The sequence below is a fragment of the Psychroflexus torquis ATCC 700755 genome (assembly GCF_000153485.2).
Lineage (GTDB): Bacteria > Bacteroidota > Bacteroidia > Flavobacteriales > Flavobacteriaceae > Psychroflexus > Psychroflexus torquis.
In genome coordinates, this window is the sequence record NC_018721.1 from 3869191 (window position 1) to 3894246 (window position 25056).

Annotated in this window: 19 protein-coding genes and 1 pseudogene; 7 read left to right on the forward strand and 13 right to left on the reverse strand. The window is 34.3% G+C overall.

Translation table 11 applies throughout. The features are described 5' to 3' along the window. Positions 1-262: 262 nt before the first annotated feature. The 4 genes from P700755_RS16610 to P700755_RS16625 form a co-directional block, all read right to left on the reverse strand. The gene (locus P700755_RS16610; RefSeq protein ID WP_015025786.1) at positions 263-751 is read right to left on the reverse strand and encodes a Dps family protein; all 489 of its coding nucleotides are present in this window, start codon (positions 749-751) and stop codon (positions 263-265) included. 33 nt (positions 752-784) lie between these two features. Continuing rightward, on the reverse strand, positions 785-1273 hold the full coding sequence (locus P700755_RS16615; RefSeq protein WP_015025787.1) for a Dps family protein: 489 nt from the start codon (positions 1271-1273) through the stop codon (positions 785-787). A 59-nt stretch (positions 1274-1332) separates the two neighbouring features. Then, entirely contained in the window at positions 1333-1485 is a 153-nt protein-coding gene (locus P700755_RS20165) for a hypothetical protein (protein ID WP_157609328.1), read from the reverse strand. 364 nt (positions 1486-1849) lie between these two features. Next, entirely contained in the window at positions 1850-4396 is a 2547-nt protein-coding gene (locus tag P700755_RS16625) for an ATP-dependent Clp protease ATP-binding subunit (protein ID WP_041758931.1), read from the reverse strand. A 219-nt stretch (positions 4397-4615) separates the two neighbouring features. On the opposite strand from P700755_RS16625, the gene gyrA reads away from it, so the two are divergent. Next, positions 4616-7138 carry a DNA gyrase subunit A gene (gene gyrA, locus P700755_RS16630; protein WP_015025790.1) on the forward strand — a complete coding sequence of 841 codons (2523 nt, stop codon included), beginning with the start codon at positions 4616-4618 and terminating at the stop codon, positions 7136-7138. A 32-nt stretch (positions 7139-7170) separates the two neighbouring features. After that, positions 7171-8439 (forward strand): tetratricopeptide repeat protein, encoded by a 1269-nt coding sequence (locus P700755_RS16635; RefSeq protein ID WP_041758933.1) that lies wholly within the window; start codon positions 7171-7173, stop codon positions 8437-8439. An 81-nt stretch (positions 8440-8520) separates the two neighbouring features. Here the strand turns inward: P700755_RS16635 and hpf are convergent, their stop codons facing one another. Further along, on the reverse strand, positions 8521-8823 hold the full coding sequence (gene hpf, locus P700755_RS16640) for a ribosome hibernation-promoting factor, HPF/YfiA family (protein ID WP_015025792.1): 303 nt from the start codon (positions 8821-8823) through the stop codon (positions 8521-8523). A 311-nt stretch (positions 8824-9134) separates the two neighbouring features. Here hpf and P700755_RS16645 point away from each other — a divergent pair, with 311 nt between their 5' ends. Then, on the forward strand, positions 9135-12065 hold the full coding sequence (locus P700755_RS16645) for an FAD-binding and (Fe-S)-binding domain-containing protein (protein WP_015025793.1): 2931 nt from the start codon (positions 9135-9137) through the stop codon (positions 12063-12065). Here the strand turns inward: P700755_RS16645 and P700755_RS16650 are convergent. Together P700755_RS16650 and P700755_RS16655 are read right to left on the reverse strand one after the other, a co-directional pair. Further along, positions 12054-12860: a hypothetical protein gene (locus tag P700755_RS16650; protein ID WP_015025794.1), complete on the reverse strand. Its 807-nt coding sequence runs from the start codon at positions 12858-12860 to the stop codon at positions 12054-12056. The genes P700755_RS16645 and P700755_RS16650 overlap by 12 nt on opposite strands. Positions 12861-12898: 38 nt before the next feature. After that, positions 12899-13714, reverse strand: a pseudogene (locus P700755_RS16655) (UDP-2,3-diacylglucosamine diphosphatase). A gap of 205 nt (positions 13715-13919) precedes the next feature. Between P700755_RS16655 and aroC the strand changes: the two are divergent. Together aroC and P700755_RS16665 are read left to right on the forward strand one after the other, a co-directional pair. After that, a complete protein-coding gene (gene aroC / locus P700755_RS16660) occupies positions 13920-14978 on the forward strand; it encodes a chorismate synthase (RefSeq protein WP_015025795.1) in 1059 nt (352 codons plus the stop codon). 5 nt (positions 14979-14983) lie between these two features. Then, on the forward strand, positions 14984-16303 hold the full coding sequence (locus tag P700755_RS16665) for a dicarboxylate/amino acid:cation symporter (protein WP_015025796.1): 1320 nt from the start codon (positions 14984-14986) through the stop codon (positions 16301-16303). Between the two features lie 73 nt (positions 16304-16376). Here P700755_RS16665 and P700755_RS16670 read toward each other — a convergent pair whose 3' ends face one another. Next, complete coding sequence (locus tag P700755_RS16670) at positions 16377-17447, reverse strand: M42 family metallopeptidase (protein WP_015025797.1); 1071 nt, start codon at positions 17445-17447, stop codon at positions 16377-16379. Positions 17448-17554: 107 nt separating this feature from the next. Here P700755_RS16670 and P700755_RS16675 point away from each other — a divergent pair, with 107 nt between their 5' ends. Then, a complete protein-coding gene (locus P700755_RS16675; protein WP_015025798.1) occupies positions 17555-18268 on the forward strand; it encodes a DUF4294 domain-containing protein in 714 nt (237 codons plus the stop codon). Position 18269: 1 nt separating this feature from the next. Here P700755_RS16675 and P700755_RS16680 read toward each other — a convergent pair whose 3' ends face one another. From P700755_RS16680 to P700755_RS16700, 5 genes are all read right to left on the reverse strand, one after another. Beyond that, complete coding sequence (locus tag P700755_RS16680) at positions 18270-19496, reverse strand: ammonium transporter (protein WP_015025799.1); 1227 nt, start codon at positions 19494-19496, stop codon at positions 18270-18272. Between the two features lie 5 nt (positions 19497-19501). Then, a complete protein-coding gene (locus tag P700755_RS16685; RefSeq protein ID WP_015025800.1) occupies positions 19502-19840 on the reverse strand; it encodes a P-II family nitrogen regulator in 339 nt (112 codons plus the stop codon). A 100-nt stretch (positions 19841-19940) separates the two neighbouring features. Beyond that, positions 19941-20483: an acyl-CoA thioesterase gene (locus P700755_RS16690; RefSeq protein WP_015025801.1), complete on the reverse strand. Its 543-nt coding sequence runs from the start codon at positions 20481-20483 to the stop codon at positions 19941-19943. 9 nt (positions 20484-20492) lie between these two features. Beyond that, the gene (locus P700755_RS16695) at positions 20493-21818 is read right to left on the reverse strand and encodes a DNA recombination protein RmuC (RefSeq protein ID WP_015025802.1); all 1326 of its coding nucleotides are present in this window, start codon (positions 21816-21818) and stop codon (positions 20493-20495) included. Positions 21819-21880: 62 nt separating this feature from the next. After that, positions 21881-23482, reverse strand: coding sequence for an ABC transporter substrate-binding protein (locus tag P700755_RS16700; RefSeq protein ID WP_015025803.1), 1602 nt, complete (start codon positions 23480-23482; stop codon positions 21881-21883). An 864-nt stretch (positions 23483-24346) separates the two neighbouring features. Here P700755_RS16700 and P700755_RS16710 point away from each other — a divergent pair. Then, positions 24347-24979 carry a peroxiredoxin gene (locus P700755_RS16710; protein WP_015025805.1) on the forward strand — a complete coding sequence of 211 codons (633 nt, stop codon included), beginning with the start codon at positions 24347-24349 and terminating at the stop codon, positions 24977-24979. The last annotated feature ends 77 nt before the right edge of the window (positions 24980-25056 follow it).

Below are 25056 nucleotides of genomic sequence, written 5' to 3' on the forward strand. Positions count from 1 at the left end.
TTAGCTAAGGAAAATTTTTTTAAAAAAATTACGCGAAAATAAACGATTTATTGCGACATTCTAGGTTTAATTTGGTGTTATATACTAGTTTACTAGAATATTTAGTGAAAATGACAAAAAGAATAAGAACAAGTGCGGCAAATACAAAATGGGGTAGATTCATTATCAATGAATCTACCCCATTTTAAACTTTAGTTGTCAATTCAGATCACACTTTCCGCGTATTTTTTACAACATCTGAATCTTGAATTAATGACCTGATTTAGGCGTGCTGCTTTTCTTCTATCTTCATAATCCAAGCATCTAGCATCCAACTTGTTTTTTCAAGTTGTCTTATATAAGCTCCTATCAAATCAATAGTTCCTTCATCATCATTTTTAGTCGCAGAATCTACCACATTTCTCATTTGGTTGATAATTGTACTATGGTCCTCAAGTAAAACACTTACCATTTCATGATCTTGAATATTTGAAGAAGTTTCCTTCAAATTCGATAAGTTCAGATAATCTGTAAAATTACTTTTAGGTTTAAATCTTAATGTCAATATACGTTCTGCAATTTCATCTATTTTCACTTTGGCTCCATTGTACATATCTTCAAATTGAACATGAAGATCAAAAAAATTCTGACCGATTACATTCCAGTGAAAATTTCTCAATTTTTGGTAATACATGTGATAGTCTGCCAACACTATATTGAGTTCCTTTATTGTGTCTTTAGTTTTAGATTCATCTAAAACTAAGTAACTCATAAATTAAATTTTAATTTTCAAATTAATATTTATTTACGCATTTCTTTTTTCGCCTAGTTTCATACTCCAAGCATCTAGCATCCAACTTGTTTTTTCTAATTCTCTAATGTAAGCACCAATTAGATCTATAGTCCCTTCATCTCCATTAGCATCTGCTACTTCTGTAGTTTTCCTCATTTGTTTAATGATGGTTCCATGATCATCAAGAAGATTGGTTACCATTTCCTTATCTGTTATATCGGAAGATGACTCTTTGATATTGGATAGCTTGAGATAAGTAGTCAAATTACTTTCCGGTTGAAATCTTAATGTTAGTATACGTTCAGCAATTTCATCTATCTTTAACTTAGCATCGTCGTACATTTCTTCAAACTGTTCGTGTAAATCAAAGAAATTTTGCCCAACTATATTCCAATGGTAGTTTCTTAATTTTTGGTAGTATAATTGATAATCAGATAAAAGAATGTTCAATTCTCCTACAGTTTCTTTAGTTTTAGATTTATCTAAATTTAAGTAATTCATAGTTTATTTAATTTTCAATTTATTCAACATTTTTTTGAAACCTTTTCACTTGTAAAGCCTTATCCATTTACTTGCATGTCCTCATGACCATCAGCTGTTGTTATGGCATAAAGTATAGAATTTTCGCAAGAACTACTAATGCTTTCAAATCTGAAATAGTTGTCAACTTCTTTAATTGGATAAGTTTTCTTTCCTTTTATATCCTCAAGCATAACTAGTATCTATTAAAACATTCATGATTTGTGTAAGTGTATTTCACTTTCAATACTAATCATGTTTTTTTGTTAAAAGTAAAGATAATTCAGAGTCATTTAAAAATAAAGCAATCGTTTTATCAAGACACAGCTATTAGTTTTTCTTATTGTTGTCTTTGATATAATAGAATAAACCCAAAGGAAAACTTAACAATAAAAATACAAATTGTCTAGTGATAATTCCATAAAGAGTTATGATAGCAGCTATAACATATATCCAAGTTGTCTTTGTAATTTTCATAGCGTCAACAATAATACTATCTAATATAGGTGATAAGAATAAAAAGAGCTTCTTTTATAAAGAAGCTCTTTTTATGTAGATCTAGGATTCCTTATCTGCTGTTTTTTGGACTTGGATAACTAACTCGTTTTTTTCTTTATCTAGATCCATATATAGGGTGTCACCTTCAGTTATAGAAGAATTGATAATCTTCTCTGCTAAGGCATCTTCAATATATTTTTGGATGGCTCTATTCAAAGGTCTTGCTCCATACTGTCTATCGAATCCTTTATCAGCTATATAATCTTTAGCCTCTTCACTTAATGAAAATTGATATCCAACATCATTAATTCGCTCAAAAAGTATTTTCAATTCAATATTGATAATTTTTTTGATATCGTCTTTTTCTAAAGCGTTAAAGATAACTACATCATCAACACGGTTTAAGAATTCTGGAGCAAAAGCTTTTTTTAGTGCTCCTTCAATTACCTTTTTAGTATTATCATCTTCTTGTTGTTGTTGTGATTTTGTTCCAAATCCAACTCCAGTTCCAAAGTCTTTAAGCTTTCTAGCCCCTACATTGGAAGTCATAATAATAATGGTATTTCTAAAATCTACTTTACGACCTAAACTGTCTGTTAAATGACCATCATCCAACACTTGTAGAAGTAGGTTAAAGACATCAGGATGTGCTTTTTCAACTTCATCCAATAGAATAACTGCATAGGGTTTTCTTCTTACCTTTTCTGTAAGTTGTCCGCCTTCTTCATAGCCCACGTATCCAGGAGGTGCTCCTATAAGTCTTGAAACTGCAAATTTTTCCATGTATTCACTCATGTCAAGTCTAATAAGTGCATCGTCGTTATCAAACAATTCCCTAGCAAGAACTTTAGCCAGTTGAGTTTTACCTACACCTGTTTGGCCTAGAAATATAAAGGAACCAATAGGTCTGTTGGGATCTTTCAATCCTGCGCGGTTACGCTGTATAGCTTTTACTATTTTTGTTACAGCCTCACTCTGTCCAACGACTTTATTTTTAATTGTTTCTGGTAATTCAGCTAATTTATTACCTTCAGTTCTAGCAATACGATTTACCGGAATACCAGTCATCATAGAAACCACGTCGGCGATATGATTTTCTGTCACTGTTTCTTTATTCTCTTTAGAATTTTTTTCCCAGTCTTCTTGAGCTATCTGCAATTCATTTTCAATCCTTTTCTCGTCGTCTCTTAGTTTAGCAGCTTCTTCGTATTTCTGTTTTTTGACTACAGAATTTTTTTCTTCGCGAATTTCTTCTAGCTCTTTTTCAAGCTTTAAAATCCGTTTCGGAACATTGATATTTGTAATATGGACACGACTTCCTGCTTCATCTAATGCATCTATAGCTTTATCTGGCAGGAATCTATCTGTCATATATCTATTGGTGAGAGTCACACAAGATTTTATAGCTTCGTCTGTATAAATGACATTGTGGTGATCTTCATATTTATCCTTGATATTATTAAGAATTTCTACCGTTTCATCCACAGATGTAGGCTCTACGATTATCTTCTGAAATCTTCTTTCTAAAGCACCATCTTTTTCAATATGCTGTCTGTACTCATCTAGAGTTGTAGCTCCTATACAATGAATTTCTCCCCTTGCTAAAGCAGGTTTAAACATATTACTTGCATCAAGACTTCCTGTAGCTCCACCAGCGCCGACTATAGTATGAATCTCATCTATGAAAAGAATGATGTCCTCGTTCTTTTCTAACTCATTCATTACAGCTTTCATTCTTTCTTCGAATTGACCTCTGTATTTAGTCCCTGCTACTAAACTTGCAAGGTCTAAGGTCACCACTCTCTTATCGTAGAGGATTCTAGAGACTTTCCTTTGTATAATTCTAAGGGCTAAACCTTCTGCAATGGCACTTTTACCAACACCTGGTTCACCTATAAGAAGTGGATTGTTTTTCTTTCTTCTGCTTAATATTTGAGAAACTCTCTCTATTTCCTTTTCACGTCCTACAACAGGGTCTAATTTTCCCTCTTGGGCCATTTCTGTTAGGTCACGCCCAAAATTATCTAATACTGGTGTTTTAGATTTTTTAGTAGATTTACCTTTGTTATTACCGTTTCCACCCAATGACTCTTTCCCTGAGTCTCCAGCAGCAGCATCATCTTGGAATGCATCTGAAGGTGTGTCTAAATAATCACCATCCTGAGTAATCATCGCTTTAAATTCTTCTTTAACGTTATCATAATCTACTTTTAATTTATTTAGAAGCTTAGTTGTTGGATCATTTTCATTTCTAAGAATGCACAATAGCAAATGCGCAGTATTGATAGAAGAACTTTGAAAAAGTTTAGCCTCAAGAAACGTAGTTTTAAGAGCTCTTTCTGCTTGCCTAGTTAAGTGTAAATTCTTTTTTTCCTGAGATATATCTGCATTGGTATGATCTGAAGGATTTAAAATTTCAACTTTTCTTCTCAGCAGTTCCAAATCAATATTCATAGCATCCAATATATTTATAGCTTTTCCGCTACCATCACGAAGTAAACCAAGCATTAAATGTTCGGTTCCTATAAAATCGTGTCCCAAACGTAAAGCTTCTTCCTTACTGTAGGCTATTACTTCTTTCACTTTTGGTGAGAAATTATCATCCATAGTCTTTATGTTTATTAGACGTTTATTCAAAAATAATACCTTATTACCGATATATGCCATCTCAATAGTGAAAATCTTATTAAATGTCCTTTTAAAAAAAAGATGTAATTCAACTTTTATAGTCTTTAAGGATATAATAGGTTTTGTATATTTGCTCATTATTATACAAGACTAAGTTTTGTATAAATAGAATATTATCATTAATTAAAACAGTTTTAAATGGCAAACGGTGAGCAGCTAATACCCATAAATATTGAGGATGAAATGAAAACAGCTTACATCGATTATTCGATGTCTGTTATTGTTTCTAGAGCACTTCCAGATGTGAGAGATGGGCTGAAACCCGTACATAGAAGAGTCTTATTTGGCATGCAAGAGCTAGGTATATTTTCTAATAAATCTCACAAAAAATCTGCGAGAATCGTTGGTGAAGTTTTAGGTAAGTATCACCCACATGGCGATACCTCAGTTTACGATGCCATGGTAAGGATGGCGCAAGAATGGAGCATGCGTTATCAACTTGTAGATGGTCAAGGTAACTTTGGTTCTGTAGATGGTGATAGCCCAGCTGCTATGCGTTATACAGAAGCTAGAATGAAGAAAATCAGCGAAGAGATGTTGGCTGATATCGATAAAGAGACCGTTGATTTTGTATTCAATTTTGATGATACCATAGAGGAGCCTACAGTTCTGCCAACCAGAGTGCCTAATCTCCTAGTAAACGGAGCAAGTGGTATTGCTGTAGGTATGGCTACTAACATGGCGCCACACAATTTATCTGAAGTAATTAACGGTGTTAATGCTTACATAAATAATAGAGATATTGAGATTGAAGAGCTCATGACTCATATTAAAGCCCCCGATTTTCCAACTGGTGGAATTATATATGGCTATGAAGGTGTTAGAGATGCCTTTATGACAGGGAGAGGAAGAGTTGTCATGCGAGCTAAGTCTTCAGTTGAAGAAGTTAATGGAAGAGAATGTATAATAATTACTGAAATTCCTTACCAAGTCAATAAAGCAGATATGATTAAAAAAACTGCTGATTTGGTTAACGATAAAAAAATAGAAGGAATATCCTTAATCAGAGACGAGTCGGACAGAAATGGAATGCGTATCGTTTATATCTTGAAAAAAGATTCACTTCCTAATGTTGTTCTAAATACACTTTTTAAACACACGGCATTACAATCTACTTTTAGTGTCAATAATATAGCATTAGTAAAAGGAAGGCCACAAATGCTTAATTTAAAAGACATCATCTATAATTTTGTTGAGCATAGACATGAAGTAGTCATCAGAAGAACCAAATATTTGCTTAGAAAAGCAGAGGAGCGGGCTCATATTCTGGAGGGTCTAATTATAGCTTCAGACAATATTGATGAAGTTATTTCTTTGATTCGAGGTTCTCAAAATGCTGAAGAAGCTAGAGAAAAATTAGTAGAGCGTTTCCAACTCAGTGAAATACAAGTGAAAGCCATCGTTGAGATGCGATTGAGACAACTTACTGGACTTGAGCAAGATAAGTTAAGATTTGAGTATGACGAATTAATGATAACCATTGAAGATTTAAAAGATATTTTATCCAGTGAGGATCGTAGAATGGAAATCATCCAAACTGAGCTTCTTGAAATAAAAGAAAAGTATGGTGATGATCGTCGATCGGAAATCAACATGGTTGGTGGAGATTTTAGTATGGAAGACATGATCCCTAATGAAAGTGTTGTTCTTACCATATCGCATGCTGGGTACATTAAAAGAACACCTTTAAAGGAATACAAAATACAAAATAGAGGTGGAGTAGGTCAAAAAGCATCTACAACACGTGATGAAGATTTCTTGGAATACATATTTTCTGGAACAAATCACCAATATATTCTTTTCTTCACCCAAAAAGGAAAATGTTTTTGGATGCGAGTTTTTGAAATTCCTGAAGGAAGTAAGACCAGTAAAGGTAGAGCTATTCAAAACCTTATGAATCTCGATCCAGATGATAGGATAAATGCTTTCATTTTGGTTGAGAATCTTTCAAATGAAGATTATATCAACAACCATTATGTATTGATGGTGACTAAGAAAGGTCAAGTTAAAAAAACTATCTTGGAGCAATATTCAAGACCTAGAATAAACGGGATAAATGCTATATCCGTTAGAGATGGAGATGAATTATTATCTGCAGTACTAACGGACGGTGAAAATCAGGTTATGTTAGGCTTAAGAAGTGGTAAAGCTCTTCGCTTTGAAGAAAAACACATTAGACCAATGGGTAGAGGAGCCGCAGGAGTTAAAGGCATAACCTTAGCTTCAGAAAAAGATGAAGTTATAGGTATGATCTGTGTTAAAAATCCACAAGAGGAAACTGTTTTAGTTGTTTCTGAAAAAGGATATGGTAAGCGAACCTTTATTGACGATGTAGATGGAGAGCCGGTTTACAGAATTACTAACAGAGGAGGTAAAGGTGTGAAAACTATTTCTATCTCTGAAAAAACAGGACAGTTAGTAGCTATGAAGACTGTACATGACGAAGATGATTTAATGATTATTAAGAAATCTGGAGTTGCCATACGTATGTCGGTTTCAGATATAAGAACAATGGGTAGATCTACTCAAGGTGTTAGACTTATTTCCTTAAAAGGAGATGATGAAATAGCCGCAGTTGCAAAAATCATAAATGAAGATGAAGATGAAACTGAAATCAATGATGATTTGGATGTTACAAACGGAGAAACTACTGAAGAATAATATTAAAACTTAACACTAAATAGATGAATACAATGAAAAAGTCAATTTTAGCATTAGCCTTAATAGGTGCAACAAGCTTGAGCTTTTCACAAAGAGGTGAAATAAGAGATGCTGAAAGCGCAGTAGAAGATAATAATTTTAAAGAAGCCCTTGCTCAGTTAGATATAGCAAAACCTTTATTAGCTGATGAGAAAGACAAATGGGTAATACGTTATCATTTAACAAAAGCTAAAACTCATGGTAACTTAGCTGAAAAAAAGTCTGGTGATGACTTGATTTCAGATATGGATATCGCTTTACAGTCTTTAGAGTCTGTATTATCTATGGAGAGTGAAAATGAAGAAGCTTTAGCTTATCAAAATAAATTGAGACAAACGATGGTTCAAACAGCTATTGATGGTCAAAACAATGGGGATTTTGATATCGCTGAAAAGCTGCTCTACAAAACTTATGAATTGGACAGAAATGATACGGTGATGCTCTACTACGCTGCGTCTGCTGCTGTAAATGGTAAAATTTATGACAAAGCTTTAGACCACTACCAAAAACTTTTGGATATAGGGTTTAATGGTGCAACAGAGCAGTTTGTTGCTACAAACATAGAATCAGGTGAAGAAGAAATTTTTGAATCTAAAAATATGAGAGATATCGCTATTAAAACTAGTGAATTTAAAAATCCTAGCAAAAAAATGACCCCTGCTTTAACTGGTGAAATTGCTAAAAACATCACTCTTATTTATATCCAAGAAGATCAACCTGATAAAGCTTTAAGCGCAATTAAGAAGGCTAAAGAAGAAAATCCAGAGGACATGAGTCTTTTACAGGCTGAAGCTGATCTTTATTATAGAATTGGTAAAATCGACAAGTATGACGAAGTGATGAAACAGGTTGTGAAAATGGATCCTGAAAACCCTTTACTTTATTATAACCTTGGTGTAGCATCAGAACAACTAGGAGATAAAAAATCTGCCAAGGAATATTATTTACAGACTATTGAACTAGATCCTGAAATGGTAAATGCCTATATTAATTTGGCTGCTCTTACTTTGAGTAAAGAAAAAGATATTGTTGAAGAAATGAATAGTTTAGGAAATTCTAGAGCTGACAATAAAAAATATCAAGAATTAAATAAACAGAAAAAACAATTTTATAAAGATGCTTTACCTTATTTAGAAAAAGCATCAGAATTGAATCCGAAAAACATGGATGCATTAAAAACAAAATTGAATATTTATTATCAGCTTGAAATGTCTGATAAGGCAAAGGTATTACAAGAAAAAATCAACTCTTTACAAGAATAATAGTTTACATATTTTTTTTAAATAATAAGCTGAGCGTTTCCAAACGCTCAGCTTATTTGTTTAACAATTTATCAAATAGAATTAATGTGAAGACATCTTTTCCTTCTTTTTCTGGAGCTGCCTTTTTACATCATCAATTGTGTTGGTAATGGCAACTTCAAATCCTTTTTCATTAGAGGATGCAAATAAATTTTGTCCAGGAGCACTTAATTTGATTTCGCAAATCATACCTGTTTTAGGACTAGATGTGTTTTCTGTTTTGAAAAAAACTTCAGATCTCACAATCCAGTCATACCTATCCTGAAGTTTTTCGAGTTTTTTAGTTACTAACTCTTCTAGCCGTTCACTTGCCGTAACGTGTACGTAATTAAAATTGATGTCCATAATTTTTAATTTTAATAATCTATTATTCACTTTTATTACAAAGAGTATAAGCTTTGTAAATGGAGTTATTCATTTAAATAATTTCCTTACATAAATTTAATAAATAAAATATGCAATGCTTATTTTTTTCAAAATTTTAATTCAAATATTTAATATTTAACTTTAAGTTCTTTACATGTGTTATTATTTGTTTAAAAGTTTGGATTTAATAACCAGTCTTGCGAATCCAAATCTTATCTTTTGTTTACGCAAAAGTCTATAGTATTCATAGTATTTTAGCATAATTAAATATCTGAAATTTTCAATTCATAATGCAAGCCTCCTACTTACAAGACTTATCAAAATCAATTGAAGGAGAACTTTATCTGGATGACCTTCATCAAATCATTTATGCAACTGATGCGTCTGTGTATAGGGAACTACCTCTTGCTGTCTGTTATCCTAAAAACGAAAATGATTTAAAAAAAATTATAAAGTTTTCCGCCCTCTACAATATATCATTAACTCCAAGAGCCGCAGGAACCTCCTTAGCGGGGCAGTGCGTTACAGATGGAATGGTGGTGGATTTAAGTAAGTATTTTACGTCTCAACTTAATTTTGATAAGATCACTAAAAGCATAAGGCTACAACCAGGGATTGTAAGAGATAGTTTGAATAAATTCCTATCTAGTCATGACTTATTCTTCGGTCCAAATACGTCAACTAGTAACCGTTGCAATGTTGGTGGTATGTTTGGTAATAATTCCTCTGGGACGACTTCAATAAGATACGGCGTGACCAGAGATAAAATGATATCTTCTAAGGGGTTTTTATCTGATGGTAGTTATATCGAAGTTAAAACTCTTAATAAAAATGAATTTCAGAACAAGTTAAAATTAGAGTCTTTAGAGGGCTCAATTTATAGGTATTTCAATGAGTTGTTTCAAAGGCCAGATATTGAAAATATTATTGAAAATGGATTTCCTAAATCTTCCATACATAGAAGAAATACCGGTTACGCGATAGACGAGTTATACAATTCATCCTTTTTTAACAAGGAGTCTATTGATGAATTTAACCTTAATAAACTTTTATGTGGAAGTGAGGGTACTTTGTTTATAGCTACAGAAATGGAGCTTCAATTAGACCATGTTGCTCCTAGACATTCAGCGATGATTGCCGCACATTTTAGTAGTATTTCAGAGTGCTTGGAGTCGGTAGAGCTTACGCTATCTCATCATTTGTTTACTTGTGAGATGATGGACAAAACGATCTTAGACTGTACCAAAGAAAGTATGAAATACAAGGATCATCGTTTTTTTATTGAACAAGATCCCGAGGCGATTTTAATGTTAGAGTTAAAATCGAATTCTCTTAGTGACCTAGAACTTCAAGTTCGAAATTTACTCGATGATATAAAATTGAAAACTAAAGCTTATGCTTCACCAGTCTTAAAAAATGGCGAAATAGAGTTAGCTACAGAGTTGAGAAAGGCGGGTCTTGGTCTTCTAGGTAATCTTATAGGAGATGGTAAAGCTATAGCTTGTATTGAAGACACGTCAGTGGCTATTCCAGACTTACCACATTACATAGCAGATTTTACAAAAATAATGAAATCATACAATCAGAAAGCTGTGTATTATGCCCATGCTGGTGCTGGGGAGCTTCACTTACGACCTATTCTAAATCTGAAAACATCCAAAGGAGTTAAAGAGTTTAAAAATATTTCTGAAGATGTCGCTAACCTTGTAAGGTCCTATAAAGGAGCCTTAAGTGGTGAACACGGAGACGGAAGAGTTAGGGCGCCTTTTACAAGACAAGTTGTCGGAGAGGAATGTTATGCAGTTTTCAATGAGATTAAACATCTATTTGATCCTCAAAATCTGTTTAATCCAGGAAAAATAGTCAACCCAAAACCTATTGATTCAGATTTACGGTATGAGGTGAATAGAGTAGAGCCTGAGATTTCTACAAAAATGGATTTCTCTAAAAGTATGGGAATCCTTCGAGCAGCAGAACAGTGCAACGGGAGTGGAGATTGTAGAAAATCTCATGAGTTTGAAGGAGGAATGTGCCCAAGTTACCAAGCTACTCGTAATGAGAAAGATACCACTAGAGCAAGAGCCAATATGCTCCGTGAGGTTTTGACAAATGGCCACGAAAGTAAAAATCCTTTTGACAATGAAAATCTTAAAGAAATTTTTGATTTGTGTATTAGTTGCAAAGCTTGTAAAAACGAATGTCCAAGTAATGTGGATGTTGGTGCTTTCAAAACTGAATTTCAGTATCAATATCAAAAAGCCAATGGTGTAAAACTTCGTACCATGGTCTTTGCAAAAAATAACACCATCAATACTTTAGCCTCTAAAATAGCCCCGCTTTATAATTGGTTAAACACTAATAAATTGATAGCCCCTGTCATTAAAGAAATTGCTGGTGTTGCTAAAGAAAGAAGTCTACCTACTTTATACTCTACATCCTTAAAGCGAAAAATAAAAAATGGAAAAATCTCACTTTCTCCTAAAGGAAAACCAAAACAATCTATTTATCTATTTATAGATGAATTTACAAACTATCTAGATGTCACTATTGGAGAGGATGCTGTTCAGCTTTTGGTGAAATTGGGCTATGAAGTCAAAATTATAGATCACCCTGAAAGTGGAAGGAGTTATTTCTCAAAAGGCTTATTGGATGAAGCTCAAAAATTCGTGGATGCTAATGTCGAGATTTTTAAAGATATAATTTCTGAAGATCTCCCGTTGTTAGGTATTGAACCTTCAACAATCTTAAGTTTTAGAGACGAGTATTTAAAGTTGGCTTCAGATAAATCTTCAGCACATGAGCTGTCCAAGAATGTTTTTCTTATTGAAGAATTTTTAAATGCTGAAATTCAAAAAGGGAATTTGACTTCCAAGCAATTTTCTAGTGAAAAACAAGATATAAAAATTCATAGCCATTGTTATCAAAAAGCCCTATCTAGCCAAATTCATACGTTCAATCTTCTAAATCTACCTGAAAATTTTAAAGTTACTTTAATACCTTCAGGGTGTTGCGGAATGGCAGGAAGTTTTGGTTACGAAAAGGAGCATTATCAAGTGAGCCAATCTATAGGAGAACTTGTTTTGTTTCCAGCAGTTAGAAAATCAAAAGAGGCTATTATTTGTGCAAATGGAACCAGTTGTAGACATCAAATAAAAGATGGTACTCAAAAAGAGGCTTTACATCCAGTGACTATTTTAAATAAATTTGTCTTAGAAGTTTAAATCTATCGAAGAGTCTATCAGATTTTGATTGGACTGTATAGACACATCTGGAATTTCAAAATTCAACTGTTCTGGGATGTCTTCAAAAGTAATATCTGTGCTGACATCACTTTTAATTAAACCGATATCTTTTGCGTAGTAATTAGTTATCGTGGAGGCGTTCTGCTCTTGAAGAATCGTAAAATCAGAAAAGACAATAAAAACACTCGCCGATAAATTAAGGTTAATTTTTGAGCTATATACGTCTGAATAAGTCTGACCGTTTACAGTCATATTATCCATAAAACCAGCATGAGTAAAATTGATTTCATACTCAAGGCTTACTGGAAAACCATTTATGTTTCTTTCAACTTCGCCTAAAGAAGAATAAAGAACGTCTCCTTGAATTAAGGCTGCGTCGTAAAGAATAACTCCTAATAAAGGTATTGTAAAGTTTGGAAGTTCATCATTGAGAAATACTGAATATTCTCCATCAAAAATGATGGTTTGCTCACCATTCTGTTTAAAGACTTCTCCTGAACTAAGAATAGTGGTAAAAACCCCAGAAAAATTAGTGACCGTTTTGGTGAAACTAAAGCGTTGTGGATTTTGAGCATTGACCCCAGAAATACTTAAGTTTTCACGACCTGTTATGGTATTCGAATTTTCTCTAGAGGTGTTCTCATAAGTCCAAGAATTATCTAAAGCTAGGGGGAAATAATTTGAGTCTGATAAGAGGATGTTTTCATCCTCGCTTGCACAAGAGTAACAAAACAAAAGGAAAATAAGTCCTAGATAAACGCTTGCTTTTTTCATAAAATGAACATTTTGTGCAATTTAGGTATTTTTCATGACTAAACTTCTTTGTCATTGATAACAATAGAGGGACTTGTGCGATTTTCATCACTAGTTTTTATTTCTTTTTTCCCTAAATCAGAATAGTGGAAGAGTTTCCAGCGGTTATCATGAAATTCTAGGGCAGTTAAGTTTTCAACCCAATCGCCAGAATTTAAATACAGGCAAGTTCCTTTTTTGTTAACTTTTCTGGATATTTGTGGCTGATGTATGTGTCCGCAAATCACATAGTGGTAACCGTTTTCTATAGCCAAATCTGTTACAGTTTTTTCAAAATCATCAATAAATTTCACTGCTTTTTTGACGGAGTTTTTAATTTTTTTGGATAGTGAATACTTTTCTTTACCAAACTTTAAAAGCCAAAAGTTTAAAAATCTATTGCCTAATATGAGTAAGTCGTACCCCCAGCCTCCAAGCTTTGCAATCCACTTTGCATTTTGAATAAAAATATCGAACACATCACCATGAAAAAATCAAGCCTCTTTACCGTTAAGAGTCAAGGTTAGTTTGTCAACAAGTTTAATATTTCCGATTTCAAGAGTGCTTAGTTTTCTCAGCATCTCATCATGATTACCTGTAATATATGTAATCTCTGTTCCTGTCATTGAGAATTCAATTAAAGTTTTGATGATTTCTAAATGAGATTTTGGAAAGCAATTTTTTCTGAATTGCCAAATATCGATGATATCACCGTTTAGAATGATTTTTTTGGGCTGGATTGAATTCAGATAGATTAATAATTCATCAGCATGGCATCCAAAGGTGCCTAAATGAATATCGGATAAAACCATTAAGTTGACTTTTCTTTTCAAAATGAGAAGTTTTACTCAAAGTAAGCGAGAACATATTACCAATAGGTAAATTGTATATTATGAAAGGTTGATGTAAAGATTATTAACTGATATAAACGGTTAACATAAAATTTACCTCCTTCAAGACAGAATACTGATTTTAATGGTAATCTGTTTAGATTGTTTTTTGATTATTGATGAAAACGATTACATTTGTTTAAAACCACATATGGCATCAAATAGCTTCGGAAATTTTCTTAAACTTACAACCTTTGGTGAATCTCACGGAGTCTCCATTGGTGGAATTCTAGATGGAGTTCCTCCAGGGATCCAATTGGATTTAGAGAAAATTCAGAAAGATTTGGATAGAAGAAAACCTGGCCAATCTGCAATAGTCACTCAACGTAAAGAGTCTGATATCGTCCACTTTAAGTCAGGGATTTTTGAAGGGTTAACCACGGGATTACCAATTGGATTCGAAATTCATAATACAGATAACAAATCAAAAGATTACGGTCATATAAAAGATGTGTATAGACCAAATCACTCCGATTATACTTACGATCAAAAATACGGCCAAAGAGATTATAGAGGCGGAGGAAGATCTAGCGCGAGGGAAACTGCTTCTTGGGTTGTTGCTGGTGCTATAGCTAAACAAATTCTGAATGATGTCCATTTCACGGCTTATACTCACGCTGTAGGAGATTTAGAATTGCAGAGTGAAGATAGTGTTGACTTTGATGTTATCGAAAAGAATCCTGTTAGATGTCCTAATGTAATGAGGGCTATTGAAATGGAAGATTATATTAAAAAAATAAGAAAAGAGGGAGATACTATTGGCGGTATAGTGAAATGTGTCATCTCCAATGTTCCTAAAAACCTAGGCGACCCTATCTTTGAAAAACTTCACGCCAATTTAGGAAAAGCTATGATGACTATTAATGCTGTAAAAGGATTTGATTATGGTTCTGGTTTTGAAGGCGTTTCGATGAAAGGGAGTGAACATAATGATTTGTTCAATGTAGATGGAACAACGAAAACCAATCATAGTGGTGGCATACAGGGTGGTATTTCCAATGGGATGAATATCAATTTTAGAGTAGCTTTTAAACCTGTGGCTACCCTTATGCAAAAGCAAAAAACAATAAACAAAAACGCTCAAGAAGTAGAAATGCAAGGCAAAGGTCGTCATGATCCATGCGTAGTTCCTAGAGCTATTCCTGTTGTTGAGGCTATGTCGGCTTTAGTTTTGGCAGACGCCTTTTTACAAAATAAATCTCTTAATTAATTTAAATGAAAAAATTAGAATTACACTGGCAAATCCTTATTGGTATGGGATTGGGAATTGCTTTCGCATACATTTTATCTTTTTTTAGCTGGGGAAGCGATTTTATCACCGATTGGATTAAGCCATTTGGTAGTATGTTCATCAATGCACTTAAACTTATTGCAGTTCCCTTGATTTTAGCGTCTCTTATCAAAGGAGTATCTGATTTAAAGGATATTTCAAGCCTTTCACAAATGGGCCTAAGAACTATTCTTACGTATTTAGCGACTACAGTTATTGCGGTTAGCATTGGTCTTGCTATCGTTAATATATTCGAGCCTGGTAAGAGCATAGAAAGTGAAACCCGAGAAGAACTCGTGCAGAGTTATGGGGGTGATGCAGAATTAACCAGACAAAATGCACAAAAGCAAAAGGATTCTGGACCTTTGCAAGCTTTAGAAGACTTGGTGCCAGATAATATATTTGGAGCAGCATCTAGCAATTCTAATATGCTACAAGTTATTTTCTTTGCTATCTTTTTTGGTATTGGCATGATTTTAATACCAGAAAAAAAATCTAGGCCCATCAAAGAATTTTTTGATTCCTTAAATGAGGTTATATTGAAAATGATAGATCTTATCATGTTAGCAGCACCTTACGGTGTTTTTGCATTATTAGCAGCGTTGGTCGTTGAAGCACCAAGCGCAGATCTCTTTATTGCTTTGGCATTCTACGGCTTGTGTGTCGTGTGTGGGCTAATTATTATGATTGGAGTTTATGCGTTAATTGTAGGCATCTTCACCAAAAAATCACCGCGTTTCTTTCTCAATGGTATCTCACCAGCTCAACTCTTGGCCTTTTCTACAAGTTCTAGTGCTGCAACTTTACCTGTAACAATGGAAAGAGTGGAGGAGCATCTCGGGGTACATCCTCAGGTTTCCAGTTTCGTATTACCCATAGGTGCAACTATTAACATGGATGGAACTAGTCTATATCAGGCAGTAGCAGCGGTATTTATCGCTCAAGCGTTTGGTATGGAACTGAGTTTTGTTGCTCAGCTTGGGATTATTGCTACTGCAACTTTAGCCTCAATAGGTTCTGCTGCAGTACCAGGAGCAGGAATGGTTATGCTTGTTATAGTTCTTGGTCAAGCGGGAATACCTGAAGCTGGTCTTGCTCTTATTTTTGCTGTAGACAGACCATTAGACATGTTAAGGACTTCTGTAAATGTAACCGGTGACGCTGCTGTAGCTATGTTAGTGGCAAAATCACAAAACAAATTAGGCGATCCAAAAGTGAAAAACTGGGATGATAAGTACACAAAAGAAATAGATTTAGAAAAATAGATTTTAGGAAATCATTATCAAACTAAAAAGGCAGCTATATAGCTGCCTTTTTAGTTTGATAATGATTTTGTTACTATTTGAAATAACTGAAATCTTCCCCACTTTTAATTTCAAGTAAAGAGTTATAAATTAATTTGATGACATTCTCAACGTCAGATTTATGTACCATCTCTACGGTGGTATGCATATATCTTAATGGTAAAGAGATAAGCGCAGAAGCTACACCGCCATTGCTATAAGCAAACGCATCAGTATCTGTACCTGTCATTCGGCTTGCAGCTAAACGTTGAAAGGGAATATTGTGTTTCTCTGCAGTATCGATAAGAAGCTCTCTCAGTTTGTTTTGTACTGCAGGAGCATAACTTATAACAGGACCTGCCCCAATCTTAGTGAAACCTTCTTTTTTCTTTTCTATCATTGGCGTAGTCGTGTCGTGACAAACGTCAGTAACGATAGCTACATTAGGCTTTATAGTTTGGGCTATCATTTCAGCTCCTCGTAAGCCAATTTCTTCTTGAACAGAGTTAGTAATATATAATCCAAATGGTAGCACTACATTGTTTTCCTTTAGCATTCTAGCTACTTCAGCAATCATAAAACCACCCATTCTATTATCTAAACCTCTACACACAAACTTATCTCCATTCAGAATGAAAAATTCGTCTGGATAGGTAATAACACAACCAACGTGGACTCCAAGCTTTTCAACCTCTTCTTTAGTATCACAACCAACATCTATACAAATGTTATCAGATTTTGGGGATTGCTCGTTCGATTTATCTCTGGTGTGTATGGCTGGCCATCCAAAAACCCCTTTTACAATGCCTTTTTTGGTATGGATGTTTACCCGCTTGGAAGTTGCTATTTGATGATCGCTGCCTCCATTTCTGATCACATAAATTAAACCTTCATCAGTGATATAATTGACGTACCAGGATATTTCATCGGCATGACCTTCTATAACCACCTTAAAATCAGCGTCAGGATTTATAATACCAACGGCTGTTCCGTAGGTATCTGTAATGAATTCATCTACGTAAGGTTTTAGATAGTCCATCCAAAGCTTTTGACCCTCCGATTCATAACCAGTTGGAGCGGCATTATTTAAATACTTTTCTAAAAATTTTAGTGAATTATCGTTCATATCTATTCTTTTTGTTGTGCGAATTTAATAAAGTATTGAGATATAGTTGAAAATGAATCCTTAATTTTGGAACAATTTTAGAGGTTAATACTATAAATTACTTTATTTTGAAATTAGCTATAGCTTTTTTTCTGTTAGCAAGTGTTTCAGTTAGTGCTCAGGAGGCAAAATATCAAGAGACATCAAATTGCTCCAATCAACGATACCTAATTATAGGTCATGACGCCTCTTGGGTAAGTGAAGTCGAGTTAGAAGAAGTAATGATATATCCTAAACTTAAATTTAAAAGTCGAGACGATTTTAGAGATTACCTCATATTAAAACGCAAAACTAAAAAGGTATGGCCTTATGTAAAGCTAGCTTCAGAACGTTTTGAAACTTTAAACAAACGCTTATCGAGCATTGACTCCAAACCTTCAAAAAGACGATATACCAGAGTTATTCAAAGGTATGTAGAAGAGGAGTTTACAGAAGAATTAAAAAAGCTAACAAAAACTGAAGGTCAAATCTTAGTTAAATTAATTCATCGCCAAACTGGTGTAACCACCTTCGATTTGGTAAAAGACCTCCGTTCTGGATGGCGAGCCTTTTGGTATAATACCACCGCTAGTTTGTTTAATATTTCTTTAAAGGAAGAATTTAATCCTTCAGAAATTAAAGAAGACTTTTATATTGAAGATATTTTACAAAGAGAATTTCAAACTGAGCATCTTGAAAGACAATCTCCTAAGTTTGAAATTAATCTTATGGACTTAATGGAAAAATGGCAAAAAGAATCTGGTTTGATCGCTCCTTCTGCCATAAGATCCAATCAGTATTAAATCAATGTTGATTTAAACCAAAATCTGCATAAGCATCCATACCATGTTCGTGTATATCTAAACCTTCAACTTCATGTTTAGAAGATACTCTTAAGCCCATAAATTTCTTAATCGGCCATAGGATGATACTAGCGCTAAAGCAACAAAACCCACCAATAGTTAATATAGATACCAACTGTATAAAAAACTGTTCTGTTCCTGCCATATTTCCAAATAGGCCTACCGCCAAAGTTCCCCAGATACCACAACACAAATGAACAGGAATTGCTCCTACAGGATCGTCTATTCTTATAATATCCATTAATTTAACGGCTAGAATAATGATTAGCCCAGCAATGAGTCCTATGGCAATAGATTCTAAGGGCGACATCAAATCTGCACCTGCGGTTATTCCTACAAGTCCTCCTAATATACCATTCATAAACATTGTTACATCAAAATTTTTGAAGACCAAAAAACTACTGATGCAGGCTCCTAAGCCTCCAGACGCAGCGGCTAAACTTGTGGTGACGAGTACGATAGAAGTACTGGCTGGATCTGCAGAAAGTACTGAGCCTCCATTAAATCCAAACCAACCAAACCAGAGTAAAAACACTCCAGATGCAGCTAAAGGAATATTATGGCCTGGAATGGCAAAAATCTTTTTACCCTTAAACTTTCCTATACGGGGGCCTAGGAAAACCACGGCCATGAGGGCCGCCCAACCCCCTACAGAATGCACCAATGTAGACCCTGCAAAATCATAAAACCCAAAATCACTTAAAAATCCACCTCCCCAAAGCCAAGATCCACTAATAGGGTATATAAAACCTACGTAAATAATTGAAAATACCATAAAGGCACCAATTTTAATACGTTCTGCGACAGCACCAGAAACTATAGTTGCTGCTGTCGCAGCAAACATTCCTTGAAATAAAAAATCTGTCCAATATGTATAGCCTGCATCCGCATAATCTGCGGTTAGACCATTGTCTGGCAGATGCAATCCAACTTCACTTAGACTAAACCATCCATTAAAGTCTCCTGGATACATGATGTTGAAGCCCACTATATAATAGAGAACTAGTCCAGAGCAAATGATAAAAAAGTTTTTGAATAAAATATTAATGGTGTTTTTTTGGCGAGTTAAGCCAATCTCTAAAAGAGAAAAACCTAGGTGCATTAAAAAAACCAAAGCGATGCAAAGCATCATCCATATATTATTTGCAGTAAATAGAGCGTTTTCCATAGTTTTTATTTAGTTGCTTGAGTTCCACGTTCGCCTGTTCTTATCCTTATGCACTCTTCAATATTGGAAATGAATATTTTTCCATCTCCAACATCTCCAGTTTTAGCCTTTTCAATTAAGGTTTCTACGGTTTTGTCAACAAAATCATCAGATACAATAACCACTAAGTATCGTCTTTGAATATCACTTGTGCTATAAGAAATCCCCCTATATAAGTGACCTTGTTTTTCGTTTCCTACACCCGTGACGTCCCAATAACTAAAGAAATTCACCTCTATTTGATGGAGTGCTTCTTTAACTTCATCAAAACGAGACTTTCTAATAATCGCCTCTATTTTTTTCATATCCCCTAAAATTTAGATGTAAATATAGTTACTCTAATACTTATTGAGTTAAAAAATTTAGTGACGAGTGTCTTGATAGAGATTTATCAATGGCCCTTAACTATTCAAGCTTGACATTATAGTTCTTTAAAATTTCATTGTATTCTTCCCTAATAAAATTAAAATTTTTGAAGGTCTCATCGTGTTGTTTCCTATTTTCCATTCTTTTGATATTTTTGATAAAACGCCTGTAATCATCTTCAGCGCTTAATCTAAGGCCTGGAACTTCAATAGATTTACCATGATCATCTTTAGCTACCATGGTAAAATAGGAGGAATTACAATGTTTTTTGGCCCCGTTTTGTATATTCTCAGATTCTACACGAATTCCAACAACCATCGACGTCCTCCCAACGTAATTTACCGAGGATTTTAGGGTAAGAAGCTCTCCAACCTCCACAGGGTTCAAAAAGTCTACACGGTCTACACTTGCCGTGACACAATAATTTTCGGAGTGCTTGGCTGCGCATGCAAAAGCAACTTGGTCTAGAAGTGATAGAATAAATCCACCATGAATCTTTCCTCCAAAATTTGAATGGGAGGGTAACATGAGTTGTGATAAGACTACCTCAGAATCTGAAGGATGTTTGAATTTTTTAGTCATAGCTTAGTTTTATTGAGTATCTGTCCATTTTGAGTTTAGGACTTTTTTGGAAGTAACGCCCATCTCTTTTAATGACGTTACATCTTTTATCAAATTTTGTTTTCCAGTCAATTTTTTCATGGCTTTATCGTAAGTAGATTTAGTAGAATCAATCCGATTTCCAACCTCATCTAAGCCTTCAATTAAATTAACAAATTTATCATATAAATCACCAGCATGTTTAGCGATTTGCACAGCATTTTGTTGTTGTTTTTCATTGCTCCAAACCATGTCTACAGTTCTTAATGTAGAGAGTAAAGTAGTAGGACTTACCATCAAAATATTATCTTGGAAAGCGGAGTAAAAGAAATTTGAATTTTCACTTTGCGCAAGGAATAAAGCAGGTTCAATGGGGACAAACATCAAAATGAAATCTGGTGTAGAATTTCCGCCAAGCAGCTCATAGTTTTTATCTTTTAGGCCTTTAAGGTGAGTTTCCATAGATTTCACGTGCGCTTTTAAATGTCCAGCTTTTTCTTGCTCATCGTCAGAATTGATGTACCGTTCGTAGGCTTTTAAACTCACCTTAGAATCTATGATCATTTTCTTTTCATTGGGTAAATACACCACAACATCAGGCAATTTGCTTAAGCCATTTTCATCCTTAAAGTGCTGTTGTACTTGGTATTCACGCCCTTTTGTCAGTCCAGATTTTTCCAAAACTTTTTCCAAAATCATTTCACCCCAGTTACCTTGTGTTTTACTACTTCCTTTTAGAGCATTAGTCAAATTATTAGCCTCTTCTGAAATTTTTAAATTCTGTTCGTTGAGATATTTCAGTTGTTGTTCAAGTTGAATATGACCTTTCAAAAAATCAGAATTCGTCTTTTCAATTTTGGTCTCAAAAGATGTCAACTTCTCTTTTAAGGGGTCTAAAATATGAGCTATATTTTTTTGATTTTGGAGGGTGAACTTTTCAGATTTTTGTTCTAAAATTCGCTGGGCGAGGTTTTCAAATTCTTCACTAAACTTTTTTTGAAGGGCTTGCATTTCAGATTTTTGCTCCCTCCATTTGCTAACCAAGCCTTCCAATTCAGTCTCCTTTCTAGTGAGTTTATTCTGAATTTGGAAACGTTCATTTTCTTCACTTTTCAATTCAGCTCTAAGTTTTTCGTTAGCGGTTATGAACTCGTCTTTTGATTTTTGCTCTCGTCGAACGGACTCTTCATATAGTGACTGAAAGTGGGATGATTTGGTTTGCCAAGTAGCAATCGTAGATTTATCCATCAGCTTTGCCAACAAAAAGCCTAAAGCCAGAGCAAACAAGCCAAGAAATATATAAGGTGCGTATTCCATAGAGATATTTTTTCAAAGATATAAAGAGAATCTTCACTATAAACCAATTTTTGGTTTGGGGTCTACTTAGATTTCTTAACCTTTGAAAGGTCAAGTAAATTAAAAGGGTTAATGCCCAGCCCACTTACAGATTTTGACCTAAAACGAATGACTTCATCATAATAGAGTGGAATCATTGGAGCTTTTTCTACTAAGATAGAATCCATCTGTGAGTAAAGTTTATATCTGATTGTGTCTTCTGTTACCTTCAAAGCTTCTTCGTAGAGTCTGTCGTAAGTGTCATTCTTAAAATGGGTATAATTGGGACCGTTGGGTGAAAAGTTATCACTGTAGAATAAGGATAAGTAATTGATAGCATCTGGATAATCTGCAATCCAGCTAGCTCTAAAATTATCCAATTGTCCTGCAGAGCGTTTTTGACGAATGGTGGAAGGTGGCATCACATCTATGTCTACTTGAACCCCAATTTTTTGAACCTCTTTTTGAATAAATTCCACCAAATCTATATAGGAGGGATTGGTGCTTATTATCAATTTTGGTGAGATGATTCCTGTTTCTTTCTTGAACTTCTCTATAAGAGCTTTTGCCTTTTTAGGTTGGTAAGAATAGCCCTTTACAGTGGTCTGTCCAGCCAATCCTTCTGGAATAAAACCTTTATGTGCGGGGATTCCAATATTGTTTCTTAGATACTTGATCATTTTATCTCGATCAAACGCATAATTGATTGCTTTTCTAAAGTCTTGAGATTGAATCTCTGTTGAAGGGGAATCTAAGTAAAACCCCAAATATTCTGTGTTTAGGTAGGGGCTTTTATCCATATTCACACGAGCTTCAAATTTCGAACTTAACTTTCCGCCGGTGGTGATAAGTTCATCTTTATAGGAAGGGTCTAAGCCGCTTAAAAAATCAAGCTTACCTTGTATAAAGGCTAAAAACTCACTTTGCTTATCTGGTAAAAAGGTGATAGAAATGGCCTCCAAATAGGGCAAAGTATTGCCTTTAACATCTGTTTTAAAATACAATTCATTTTTTCTCAACACCATCTTTTCTCCGATCTCCCAACGTTTAAATTTGAATGGACCTGTTCCAATAGGCGAAGTTTGAAAATCTAAGTTTTGCATTTCTCTTGGAATCACTGAGCAAAATTTTGAGGATAATAAGCCTAGAAATCCAGGGAATCGGTGTTCTAACTCAATTTCAATCAAATCATCAGTTTTCGCTTCAATGCGTTTTACATTAGACATAACCCAACTTCCAGGTGAAGCAACCTTTGGATCTGTGAGCCTTTTGAGACTGTACTCTACATCTTTTGCAGATACATGACGGGTGGAATCTTTTCCGAAGACAGTATGTTTATGAAACAAGACGTCTTGTCTTAGTTTAAAGTAATAGGTTAAGCCATCTTCAGAAACTGTCCAAGAACGGGCAAGATCTCCTTCTATCGAAAGAGTTGAATCTAGTCTTACTAAAGTATTATACATCTGGTGCGCAGGCCAAATGTTCCGTTGGTCTTTAGCAAAAGCTGGATCTAGAGATGTAATATTGGCATGCTCATTATATCTAAAGACTAAGTGATCTCGATTATCTACTTCTGGAGAAGAGCATGAAGCTAGAATTAATAAATTCAACAGAAAAATAAACGAAAGTGATGAAAGGTATTTCAATTTTATAAAATAAATTATAGTTATGATTTTAGCCGACTTTTGCGAAGATAGAAGATTCTACTTATCTCAATGCACTCGTACTTATCAAAACACGTAAAATGTGGACACAAAATTTAATTCATAAATTCTAGATTGGTCATTGAATTTTTCTGAAACCTAAACCATTGCCAAGAACTTTGTAGATGAAGGCTATAAAAGAGTTGAGTTTAAGGAACATCGTGACGCGTTAACTATGCTTAATTTAAACCAGAAGAGTTCGCCGATGTAAATAAAGTAGATTTGGTCTTATATCAAATTGGATCTATAATGTAGCCATACATCGTTTTACCGATACGAATTCGGCACAGGCTTTTTTCACCTTCTTTTTATCAAAAATAATTACCATAGCTAAGGCTATGCTGATTACTTTTTAATTTCAATCAATCAAAAAACATGTGCTGAGCTACGTCGTAGTATAATTCAATTTATTTATACGGCATTATAAATATAATCTGGTCTTAGAGGTGACATTAAAATCTAAAGTTAACGACTTTATAACAGATTTGATAAACAAAGATTTTGGCGAAGTACACCTGATGTGAGATTAACGAAGCAGGCTTAAATGTAAGCTCTTTTTCATATAAGATAGGACAGGAGCTTTTCTATAGGGATCAGATGGCTTATTAAATTTTTTTTCATCGAAAAGTCGATTGCTATTCTTGAATAAGGGAAATTCCATTTTTTGGGATGAGAAGTATTTATAAAGTCTAAATGAAAAGCTAAACTTAGGTTTAGGTCCTTCACCTTCCATTCCATTGCTTAATTTTATAATCAGTAAAATATCTACTCATTAACAAAATAGTATTAACACTAAAACCTCATATTATGGCACATTTACGATTAGGAGATATAGCTCCAGATTTTACTGCTGAAACAACCGAAGGAAACATTTCATTTCATGACTGGTTAGGAGACCAGTGGGGAATTATTTACTCTCACCCAGCAGACTTTACACCTGTATGTACAACCGAACTTGGTCGAACAGCTCAGCTTAAAGATGAGTTTGATAAAAGACATGTAAAAGTTATTGCCTTAAGTGTAGATCCTTTAAAAGATCATCATGAGTGGATCAAAGACATAAACGAGACTCAAAACACCACTGTTAATTTTCCAATTATAGCAGATAGCGATAGAAAAGTAGCAGAGTTATATGATATGATTCATCCAAATGCTTCTGAAAAGGCTACAGTACGTTCCGTATTTATAGTTGGTCCAGACAAAAAAATAAAATTAACATTGACCTATCCAGCCTCTACAGGTAGAAATTTTGATGAATTGTTAAGAGTCATTGATAGCCTTCAATTAACGGCTAATAAAAAGTTAGCAACCCCAGCAGATTGGAAGCCCGGACAGGATGCTATTATTTCTCCATCGGTAAGTGATGAAGAAGCAAAAGAACAATTCCCTAAATATAAAGCTATAAAATCCTATTTGAGAACAACTCCTACTGAAAAATAGGTTCCTTCTTAAAAAAGTAAAAAAGACCCTTGTTGGGAGACTCCAACAAGGGTTTTTATTTTTGATAGAATTTTATC

Excerpts from the sequence above, each read along its gene's own strand:
- P700755_RS16610 (WP_015025786.1), bottom strand. The coding sequence starts at position 751 with ATGAGTTACTTAGTTTTAGATGAATCTAAAACTAAAGACACAATAAAG.
- P700755_RS16615 (WP_015025787.1), bottom strand. The coding sequence starts at position 1,273 with ATGAATTACTTAAATTTAGATAAATCTAAAACTAAAGAAACTGTAGGA.
- P700755_RS20165 (WP_157609328.1), bottom strand. The coding sequence starts at position 1,485 with ATGCTTGAGGATATAAAAGGAAAGAAAACTTATCCAATTAAAGAAGTT.
- P700755_RS16625 (WP_041758931.1), bottom strand. The coding sequence starts at position 4,396 with ATGGATGATAATTTCTCACCAAAAGTGAAAGAAGTAATAGCCTACAGT.
- gyrA (WP_015025790.1), top strand. The coding sequence starts at position 4,616 with ATGGCAAACGGTGAGCAGCTAATACCCATAAATATTGAGGATGAAATG.
- P700755_RS16635 (WP_041758933.1), top strand. The coding sequence starts at position 7,171 with ATGAAAAAGTCAATTTTAGCATTAGCCTTAATAGGTGCAACAAGCTTG.
- hpf (WP_015025792.1), bottom strand. The coding sequence starts at position 8,823 with ATGGACATCAATTTTAATTACGTACACGTTACGGCAAGTGAACGGCTA.
- P700755_RS16645 (WP_015025793.1), top strand. The coding sequence starts at position 9,135 with ATGCAAGCCTCCTACTTACAAGACTTATCAAAATCAATTGAAGGAGAA.
- P700755_RS16650 (WP_015025794.1), bottom strand. The coding sequence starts at position 12,860 with ATGAAAAAAGCAAGCGTTTATCTAGGACTTATTTTCCTTTTGTTTTGT.
- aroC (WP_015025795.1), top strand. The coding sequence starts at position 13,920 with ATGGCATCAAATAGCTTCGGAAATTTTCTTAAACTTACAACCTTTGGT.
- P700755_RS16665 (WP_015025796.1), top strand. The coding sequence starts at position 14,984 with ATGAAAAAATTAGAATTACACTGGCAAATCCTTATTGGTATGGGATTG.
- P700755_RS16670 (WP_015025797.1), bottom strand. The coding sequence starts at position 17,447 with ATGAACGATAATTCACTAAAATTTTTAGAAAAGTATTTAAATAATGCC.
- P700755_RS16680 (WP_015025799.1), bottom strand. The coding sequence starts at position 19,496 with ATGGAAAACGCTCTATTTACTGCAAATAATATATGGATGATGCTTTGC.
- P700755_RS16685 (WP_015025800.1), bottom strand. The coding sequence starts at position 19,840 with ATGAAAAAAATAGAGGCGATTATTAGAAAGTCTCGTTTTGATGAAGTT.
- P700755_RS16690 (WP_015025801.1), bottom strand. The coding sequence starts at position 20,483 with ATGACTAAAAAATTCAAACATCCTTCAGATTCTGAGGTAGTCTTATCA.
- P700755_RS16695 (WP_015025802.1), bottom strand. The coding sequence starts at position 21,818 with ATGGAATACGCACCTTATATATTTCTTGGCTTGTTTGCTCTGGCTTTA.
- P700755_RS16710 (WP_015025805.1), top strand. The coding sequence starts at position 24,347 with ATGGCACATTTACGATTAGGAGATATAGCTCCAGATTTTACTGCTGAA.